This window comes from Candidatus Syntrophosphaera sp., assembly GCA_019429425.1.
Classification (GTDB): Bacteria; Cloacimonadota; Cloacimonadia; order Cloacimonadales; family Cloacimonadaceae; genus Syntrophosphaera.
In genome coordinates this window covers 1-10113 of record JAHYIU010000086.1, presented here as the reverse complement: position 1 = coordinate 10113, position 10113 = coordinate 1, and the positions used below count along the sequence as shown (strand labels likewise).

Below are 10113 nucleotides of genomic sequence, written 5' to 3'. Positions count from 1 at the left end.
CGCTCCCGTGACCACTCCCGCGAAGGGTATGAAACCGGTTGTCTGGACATCGTCGATGAACCAGCCCTGGCCTTGGACCGAGCCATCCGAGGCAAAGGTCCAGCGAAACATGACATTCTGGTTTGAATAGGCGCTGAGATCAAATTGCGCTTGCACCCAACCACCGCTGGTTCCCGCGTAGCCAGGACCGTTGAGGGCGGAGACGCTGGAGACCGGATACCCGCCCACCGGATTCATCAGGGTCCAGGTGCCCCCATTGTTCGTGGAGATCTTCACGTTTCCGCCGTCGTAATTCATTTCGGCATCATAGTAATGCCAGAATTCCAGGATGAAATTCGAGCCGACATAAATCGACGGCGTAGTGAGGGTCCAATTCACGTTATTGGGATATTGCTGATTGAGCATGGTTCCCCAGACATGCGTGCCGGAATGCGCTCCAGCGCTGGAATCCGTGCCCCATTGCCAGGCGTTGGTGGCAGGCTGGCTGATGAAACCGCCGTTGCTGTTTTCGAAGTCTTCCATCATTCCGGTGGTTCCCACATTCAGCAGAATCTGCTCGTTGTGGGCCTCAATCTCGTCTCCCAAATAGGTCAGGTAAAAGGTTATGTTGTTGCCCACGATCACGTTGGGTGATAGTGTCACCTGATAGGCAACCTGGCAGGTCGATCCCGGCAGAATTTGAGGAATCAGTTGTTGCGGATTGGCAATGGTGACCTCTTCGCTGAGGCACATGATATTGCTGGTCATGTTGTGCGCTTCGACCAAACCGTTGTTTACATAGTTAATTACCAGAATCAGCGTTTCATCGGGATCGGGCAATCCGTTGCCGTTGCCCAAAACGTCGTTCAGATAGAGTCCGCTGAGGGCGATCGAAGGCTTGTGGATGGTTATGTTGAGCGGATAGGTCCAGCTGTTGCCGTCGATCGTGACCAGGCATTGCAGGGTCACGGCCAGGTTATCTGTGCAATCTGGAGATGCAATGATGACCAGGGGATTTGTGTTTACGGCCCAGCCGCTGCCGGGAATGTCCGGATAGGCGCTTTGGTCGTTTTGGATGGTGATGAAGGGGCTGGGAGTCGAGGCAGTGATCTGCACGTTGGTGGCCGGATTCAATCCCAGATTGCTCAATTTGACTCCGATCTCGGCCGATTCACCCGGCTCCAGCCAGGAATTGCCGTTAAAGTCATTAAGAATCAGTTCTCCAACAACCAGGTGGGCATTTTGATGGAGAACGGGAACGGTGGTCACCAGCAGCGCCTTGTTGTTTCCCAAAGGCTGGGCCGCCGGCGGATACTGATTGTTATAGGTATACTCAAGGCCCCGGGTGTTGGTATGGTCGCGGATCCCCACCGTGGCAAAATTGCCATGGTGGGGTGTGTAACCTCCGCCTCCTGAGTCCACATTGTTGAACACTTTGTATTGGAACTTGATCATCCCGTCGCCCATGCTGGAGGGATAAAAAAGCGGATCATAGAAGATCACCTGGAAAGTCTCTTCCGATGTACGGTTATAACCATTCTTGAGGTTCTGGTACTGAATAATGAAGATATGCTCTTCCGCGTCGTAATAGCGGTAGATGCCGCCGCCCGTGAGGATCACCAGGTCATCCCAGAAAGGAGCGAGCATGGGTGATGGACCCTGGCCGCCTGGCATCCTGCCATTGCGGAATTCCCCGTTCTGGGTGACGCCAAAGGCGATGAATCCATTTACGCAGACGGTGATCTGGTCATATTCTATACCGTAGAAACTGAAGGGGAAAGGCAGATTGATCGTTTCCAAAACGTCGCTGCCGACCTGGTCGCCCTCGTTATTGGGAGAGCCGGAATCGTTCAAGCCAGTGATCAGTGTTCCGCTGCCACCCAGGCTGGGAACGATCTCGATCCATTCGTAGGTTGGGCAGTCCGGGAAAGCCGTATCTGAGATGTCATAGATGAAGTATCCGTTTTCATCCGGTCCCAGAGGAGTGTTTTGAGCTACGGTGCCGATGGGAAGATTGAAATGCGAGACCTGCTCCAGGCCATTGTCGTTGTAGATCCTGAGCCGGAAGGGGATCTGCATTCCAGGGATCAGCAAAGGCCTGGCAAAAATTCCAAAACCCTCAACTGAATTGATCGTCATTCCAGCCGGAGCAGTACCAAAATAAGAAACAGCTGAAGTCACCGCGACCAGATCGTTCAAGGCGGTCAGTTCGCCGTAGAGGTCAACCGCTCCAAAAACTGAACTATTGGTTACGTTAAGGGTCAATACTCCGTTTTCGCCAGGATCGAGTATACCGTCCCCGCCAGCGCTGATGCTGTAATTGGTGACGGCGAGGTTGGCATTGTAGCTACCCAGATGGAAGATTATCTGATATTCTGTATTTGCTGAATCCGTCAGGTCGAGCACGAAGCGCGTGTCATGGACAGGTTCGATGGTGTAATCGATCGAGAACAGGAAGGCTTGGTCATTGAGGATCGTTCCTTCCGGGGTGACATCTGGATAGCTTGACTGGGCTTGGATGACGGTCACATGAGGATCTGGCGAGCTCAACACGGCAGAGATCCCGGTCGCTGTAGCAGCCGTGGTGTTCTTGACTTCCAAAAGCAGGGCGATCGTTTCGCCCGCGTTGATGAAGCCATCAGCGTTTCCTGAGGAACCAGAAGTTCCGTTGTCTGAGATCATCTTCTCAAAATAAACCAGCGAGCCGGCTTGATCGAGCGCTATGTATTGCTGGCTGGGCTTGTAATCGTGGCCGGAAGCGGTGATCAGGATATCGGAGTTTACATAGGAAGGCACGAAGAGTGTTACCATGCCTTGGGCGTCGGTGAATCCTTTCGAAAACACCGTGCCGGCCCCTGAATTATAGAGGGTTACGCTTACATTCTGCAGCGGCGTCTGGTCATCGGCCAGGACATACACATCCACAAAAGAGGTCCCCCGGGGGATGGTGGTCGGGGCTTGGATGTTCAGATTTTGAGGAATGCCGACCCAGGTCTCAATGGTCGGGTCGCCCATCAGGTTGCACCAATGGGCGAAATAATTCGACTGGTTGGTGTGGGAAACGCCATACACGTTCCAAAGATACAGCCTGCCATTGAGCAGGGCCTCTCCCATGGTGCGCATGTGGTAGATGAAGATCCCGTCGAAAATCCCGTTGGATAGGGCATTGTTGAACATGGTGTGGGTTCCGCTGGTGGCCATCCCGATCGCGGTGATCGCGCCTCTGGGCACAGCTTCGGTACCCTGGCGGATGAATTCTTCTGAAGTGCTGGTGTAATCAAAGGAGCCCGTGCCGCAGGTGAGGATCACAGAATGGGGCAGGCGGGGGCCGTTGTTCAGACTGTTTGACGGCGACCAGCCGCTCATGCCAATATAGCCGCGGTAGTTGAAGAAACTAACACCCTGGTTGATGCCTGTGTTCATCGTGGTGGCGTAACCGCCGGTGTAATTCTCGATATAGCTGTAATTGGGATTGATCTTCAGGGACATCTCTTTGATGTAATGATTGCTGTAAACAGTGGAAATGCCGGATGAACTGGGATCGCCGATCAGCAGCATGCGATCGATCCAGGTGGCAAAATCGGGGCTGTTGTTGACGTCCCGTTCGTAAACATAGATCTTGGCCAGCAGGGTGGTCAATTGCGAGATGTTCTCCGCGGATATGCGGCCGATGAATACATCTCCCAAAGTGTCGTTACCGGAAAGCTGGGTGTAGGGATAATCGCCTGCCCCGCCGTAACCGCTAAGGTTCTCAATCCAGGTTGGCACGGTGTAGCTGCCGCCGGTGTCTCCTAGCAGGATGATGAAATCCGGACGGGTGTTTTCGTTGTTGTATTGGGTCTGGATGTAAGTCTTGATAGCCGTGTTGGAATATCCTGCGGTCTGGGTGCTCACGGCGTTCACGTCAAAGCCTTTCTGACGCTTCCAGGCCACAAGCTCGTTCAGCTTGGTCTGGAAAATTGAATCGGTGTTATGCCCATAGATCAGCAGGACCCTGGCATGAGCCGGCGCCATCACAAGGTGCCTGTAATCTGCAAAATTGGCGATCTGGGCTTCGTACAGTTTGGTGAACGCGTAGCTATAGTTCGTGTAGGCTGGCAGTTCGTTGATACCCGGCTCCGAGTTAAAGTCCAGGGTAACCTGAACATTTTGGTAAACCCTAAGCTGCTGAGTGTTCAGGTCGTATTGATAGGGATACACATTCACCTGGACCACACGGAAATCCCTCAATATCGCTGGATCTGAACCGTTGACTGGTTCTGCCGGGAACAGTCGATCCGGGCTGTATCCCGGGCCGGGGTCATGGTCATTGACGTGGATCTGGGGATTGTCCAGGGCAATGTATTCCACGCCGCTGTAAGTGTAATTCAAAGTGTAACTTCCCTGAGCGGGAATGGCGATCATGGTGCTGAGCACAGGAAGTTCGGGCATTCCGTTGGCCGCAGTACTGGGCACTCCTTCCAGCGATACTTCGCGCACAGTTATTCCTGCCACGCTTTTTTCCGTTATCACCGGTACTGGCGTCGTTAGCGCCAATTTCACTTGGCTGCCGTCTGAACGCTCAACTCTGAACAGGTTTGCGGTGCTTAAGGTTTCCGCTGTCAAAGCGGCAATTCCAAAGAGCGCCAGAACACTTAGGGCCAGGATTTTTTTCATCCTATTTTCCTCTTCTATCAAATTAAAAAACCTGGAGTTTGCGGCTCCAGGCGTTTATTTCTAAAACTTGTATGTCCTTGGACTTCGCTCAGTCGATGTCATATATCAGGATGCCCTGATCGCGGGAGGCAACGACCAACCTGTCGTTGTGGAACTTCGCATTGTTGGTGTATCCGGCGGAAATGAGGTTTTGCTTCAGGACAGGGTTTTCCGGGTTGGAGATGTCAAACAGATAGATACCTCCACCGCCTGAACTGACAACCGCCAGTGAACCTTTTATATCGATGGAGGTCGCGTATCCAGTAGTGTCGAAATTGCTCACCAAAACTGGATTGGCTGGATCAGCTATGTTCACAACGCTCAATCCACCCTGGCGGCCGGCGATGTAGGCATAATTGCCTGACACCTTGACTTTCAAAGCTTCTCCGGGAACCACGGTCTCGCTCAATAATTGCTGCGTGGCCCGGTTATAGATCGCCAAACCTCTTTGCTGAACCGCCACGAATATGTAGCTGTCGTTATAATCCATCCCCGCCGCAGTCGCTGGAGTGTTGATCACGTAATCCGTTCCCAGGTAAAGCACTCCGTTGTAATTGGCGAAATTCAGGTTGCGCCCGGCCCCAAAAAATCCTTTGATGATGTTATCCCCCGTGGGATTGTCAATGGCGCTGAAATTTATCTCCTGCAAGCCGTCCGTCCCTCCAGTTATTGAATCGATCAGCTTAAGGGTGTCGGGATCCGAGTAATCGACGATGCGGATCTTGTCCGCGCCCACATATTCTCCCAAAAAAAGCAATTTGTGCTCGCCCACGACAGAAACATTGCGGATATTGACCAACAGGGCATCAGAACTTACAGGGTATAGTTGGGTCCACCAGCGGGAAGAATATGTATTGGCATCGATGATCGAGAGACCTCCCTGGTCAAGCGCCACAAATATGTTGTCGTCGTCATAACAGAGATCCGCTGGATTGCCGACCACCGGCACTTGTTTGACCAGGGTCAAAACAGGTTCGTTCTCCCAGGCCGTACTGCGTTTCGCGCATCCGCCCAGGATCAGGATCAGGGCCACTGCACTCAGTAATACATGCTTCTTCAGCATTTAAAATCCTCCACGTAAAATGGCAAGTCAATTTTTTCAGGATATAAATGCAAAATCTGTTCCGTTCCTGCGGCAATCTTAAAAAAAACGCAGCTGTCGGACAAAGGGCATCGCCAGCTTAGGCATGACCAAGCGAGCATAGCAACATTTGTCTTGACAGCGAACGGGCGGCCTGTAAAAAGAATTTTCAAGGTGAATTCATAATACCAACCCAAGACATAGATCTGAGGAGATAATTATGCCACTCTCAAAAAAACTGTTCTTAGCGGGATTGATTCTCGTTTTCCTGCTCCTGGCAGCCTGCAGCAAAAATGTCACCCTATATCGGCAGGCTTCCAAGGAATACAACAAAGGCCTGTATGAAAATTCTCTCAAAACAAATGTGGAGTCGTTGCGCCTGAAGCCCGATTATGCCAAGGCTCAGGAATTGATCCAGAATACCTACCCCAAAGTGATCGCGGTCCGGGAGGCCAGGATCCTCCAGCTACAGGCTGCTCAAGCTGAGGACATGTATGACCGCCTCGTGGAAGAATACCAGGCCTTGATACGCCTGCAGGGATTGGTCGAACCCCTCGATCCCCTGGTCAATGCAAAAACTGGAGAGACCTACAGCTTCACTATCAAAGATTACGACACTCCGCTCGCGCAAAGTAAATTGGGCGCGGCGGAAGCCCATTACCAACAGGGTATCCGGCTTGCTCAAAGCAGCGAAAATCCTGACGTCCAAAGGGAAGCCGCCGGAGAATTCCAGATCGCCCTGGGTTTTGTGCCGAATTTCATGGATGCCGTGGCCCGTTATGAAGAAGCAAGGGCCCTGGCGATCAAACGCATTGCCATCCTCTCTTTTGTGGACAGGTCCGGTTCGCGGCTCAGATACGGCAGCCTGATCGATCTGCTTACCGATTCAATCATCGGCAAACTGATCCAGGACCCGGTTGTGCGAGAATTCACAGAGATCGTCACCCGCGACCAGATGAACGCCCTCCTGCTCGAGCAGCAATTCAACCTGGAAGAAGTGACCGAAACCACAGGCGCTTCGACCTTGGGCGCCGTGTTGGGCGCGCATGAGATAATGACGGGCAGGATCATCCAGATCAACTATGTTCCTCCCAGGATCACTTCCTCAGAGCACAAAGAATCCAAGAACATGGTCACAGGCAAAGAAACCTATACCACTAAAAAAGGGAAGGAGAAAACCCGGGACATCAAAGAAGACGTCACCTGCGTCTATAGAAAATTCACCAAAACAGCCTCGGTCAACATCATCACCTCATTCAATTTGATCGAGGTCCCCTCAGGCAGGATCAAGCTGCAGGACACTGTCAGCTCTGAACACACCTGGACCGACGTTTGGGGACGTGTGGAAAGTGGCGATATCCGCGTTCTTTCTGATGAAGCACTGGCCATGGTTTCCAAAGCTGAACCCCTTCCGCCCTCAGAGGTCGACATGGTCAACCAGGCCCTCCAGGGAATCTGCGACCAGATCGTGGACAGGGTCCGGGATTACGTGAAATAGGCCCTGAGGCTTTTCCCACCCTAAGCTTTTTTCCCTCCCCGGCCTGCCATCCCGCCAAAAGAATTGACAAGGCAGGCAGTGTGAAAAAAAAGGAAACAAAAATACATTCCCAATGGAGTTATAGATGAAAAACATCCTTGTCCTGGGCGCTGCCGGCCAGATCGGATCGGAGCTTGTCCCCTATCTCAGAAAGATTTACGGCGCTAATTCCGTGGTCGCCACCTATCGCAGCACTCCCCTGATCCCGGAGATCATGGAAGGCGGGCCCTGTGAGAACATGGACGCCCTTGATGCCGACAAAATGTACGCCGTGGTCAAAAAATACAACATCGACACCATCATCAACCTGGTGGCCGTTCTTTCCGCCGTCGGGGAAGCCAAACCGACCCTGGCCTGGAAGATCAACATGGACAGCATGCTCAATTCCCTGGAGATCGCCAAAGAGATCAAAGGCGCGGTGTTTTTACCCTCTTCGATCGGCGCTTTCGGGCCATCCACCCCGATGGACAACACACCCCAGGACACTCTGATGCGCCCCACCACGGTCTATGGCATCTCCAAAGTGGCGGCCGAGCTCCTGGGCGATTACTACTTTCTCAAATTTGGCGTGGACACCCGCGGCCTGCGCTATCCCGGCATCATTTCCAACGTCACCCTGCCCGGCGGCGGGACCACCGATTATGCCGTGGAGATCTATTACGAAGCCATCAAGAACAAGAGCTACACCTGCAACCTCGGACCCGGCACCTTTTTGGACATGATGTACATGCCGGATGCCCTGCGCTCGCTGGTGGAACTGATGGAAGCTGATCCTGCCAAGCTCAAGCACCGCAATTGCTTCAACGTTTCCGCCATGAGCTTCGACCCGGAACTGATCGCGGCTGAGATCAAGAAACACCTCCCCGATTTCCAAATGAAATACGACGTCAACCCAGTCAAACAGGCCATCGCCAACAGCTGGCCGAACTCCATGGACCACAGCGCCGCCCAGGAAGAATGGGGCTGGAAACCTGACTACGACCTTGCTTCGATGACCGAGGACATGCTCCGGATCTTGTCCCAAAGGTTGATCTGAACATGCTGAAAGTCGCCGTAGTCGGCGTCGGCCATCTCGGACGCTGGCACGCTGAGAAATTCGGGCGCCTCAGCCAATGCAGGCTGATGGGCCTCTTTGACTCCCGGCCAGAACAGGCCCGGGCGCTGGGAGCCAAGCTTGGAGTGAAGGCCTATGCCAGCTATGACGAGCTTTTGGGGGAGGTGGACGCGGTTGATATAGCAGCCACCACCACCGCCCATTACGACCTGGCCAAAGCCGCGCTGCTGGCTGGCAAACACGTCTTCATCGAAAAGCCGATCACCTCGGAACTTTGGCAGGCCGAGGAACTCGTGGCCCTGGCCAACGCTCGCCAGCTCAAGATCCAGGTCGGCCACATCGAGCGCTTCAATCCCGTGACCCTGGAAGTAGACAAATACATCCAGGACCCGCTGTTCATAGAGTCGCACCGCATCTCCACCTTCCAGCCGCGAGGAACCGACGTGCCCGTGGTCCTGGACCTGATGATCCACGACATCGACCTGATCCTGGACTTCGTGCAAAGCCCCGTGAAAGAGATCAACGCCAACGGCGTGGGCATCCTCACCCCGAGCATCGACATCGCCAATGCCAGGATCGAGTTTGCCAGCGGCGCCATCGCCAATGTGACCTCTTCGCGGGTTTCCATGAAGCAGGAGCGAAAGATCCGCTTTTTCCAGCGTGACGCCTATATTTCCCTGGATTTCGTTGCCAAGCAGGCTTCCGTGACCAAGAGAAGCCCGGACGTCATGAAATACCTGCCCCAGTTGATGCTGGGAAACAAAGATGTCAAGGCCGAGGATTTGGTCGATGTCCAGCGCTTCGACCTTTCCCAAACGGACAAGGACGCGCTGAGCATGGAGTTGGAATCCTTTGTGGACGCTGTTCTGAACGACAAAAAACCCGTGGTGGACGGTCCCGCCGGGCTGCGCGCGCTGCAGATCGCGATGCAGATCATGGACCGCATCGGAAAACAACCCAAAACCCATATCTGACGGTACAATATGAAACATACCCTGATCATAGACCTGGGCAAACACCTGGACCAGGAGATCACCCTCAAAGGCTGGGTGCGAACCATCCGCCACAGCGGAAAACTCCTCTTCATTGTCCTTCGCGACGGCAGCGGCGAGGTCCAGTGCGTGGCCTTCAAACCGGATCTGGGCGAAGAGCTGTTCGAAACGGCAAAACGCCTCACCCTGGAATCTTCAGTTGAAATAACCGGAATCGCCAAACCCCATCAGAAACTTGAGGGTCAGTACGAAGTTGCCGTGAGGTCCATCGTTCCCATCCAAATTGCGGATGAATACCCCATCGGCAAGAAGGAGCACGGGCCGGATTTCCTGCTCTCCAACCGCCATCTCTGGATCCGCTCCTCCAAGCAGTGGGCTGTCCTGCGCATCCGCCACACCGTATATTACGCGATCTGTGATTTCCTGAACCAGAACCACTTTGTCCGCTTTGATTCGCCGATCCTCACCCCCAACGCCTGCGAAGGCACCACCACCCTCTTTGAGCTCGACTATTTCGACGAAGGCAAGGCCTATCTCTCCCAATCCGGCCAGCTCTATCTGGAAACGGGGATCATGAGCATGGGCAGGGTCTACGATTTCGGCCCCGTCTTCCGCGCTGAGCGTTCCAAAACCAGAAAGCACCTCACCGAATTCTGGATGATGGATGCCGAGGCCGCGTTTGTGGAACACGCGGAAAGCATGCAGATCCAGGAAGATCTGATCCGCTTCGTGATCAGAACCGTGCTGGATAAATGCGATGCCGAACTCACCATCC

At 53.6% G+C, this 10113-nt stretch carries 6 protein-coding genes; 4 read left to right on the top strand and 2 right to left on the bottom strand.

The window, feature by feature from the left end:
- Positions 1-4635 (bottom strand): immune inhibitor A (locus K0B87_08270; protein MBW6514735.1); only part of this gene is annotated, 4635 nt, incomplete at its 3' end.
- Between the two features lie 88 nt (positions 4636-4723).
- Positions 4724-5737, bottom strand: a complete 1014-nt coding sequence (locus K0B87_08265; GenBank protein MBW6514734.1) for a hypothetical protein — start codon at positions 5735-5737, stop codon at positions 4724-4726.
- Between the two features lie 238 nt (positions 5738-5975).
- Here K0B87_08265 and K0B87_08260 point away from each other — a divergent pair, with 238 nt between their 5' ends.
- The 4 genes from K0B87_08260 to K0B87_08245 all read left to right on the top strand — a co-directional run.
- On the top strand, positions 5976-7253 hold the full coding sequence (locus tag K0B87_08260) for a penicillin-binding protein activator LpoB (protein MBW6514733.1): 1278 nt from the start codon (positions 5976-5978) through the stop codon (positions 7251-7253).
- A 124-nt stretch (positions 7254-7377) separates the two neighbouring features.
- Complete coding sequence (locus K0B87_08255) at positions 7378-8328, top strand: NAD-dependent epimerase/dehydratase family protein (GenBank protein ID MBW6514732.1); 951 nt, start codon at positions 7378-7380, stop codon at positions 8326-8328.
- 2 nt (positions 8329-8330) lie between these two features.
- Positions 8331-9320, top strand: coding sequence for a Gfo/Idh/MocA family oxidoreductase (locus K0B87_08250; GenBank protein ID MBW6514731.1), 990 nt, complete (start codon positions 8331-8333; stop codon positions 9318-9320).
- Positions 9321-9329: 9 nt separating this feature from the next.
- Positions 9330-10113 (top strand): asparagine--tRNA ligase (locus K0B87_08245; protein ID MBW6514730.1); only part of this gene is annotated, 784 nt, incomplete at its 3' end.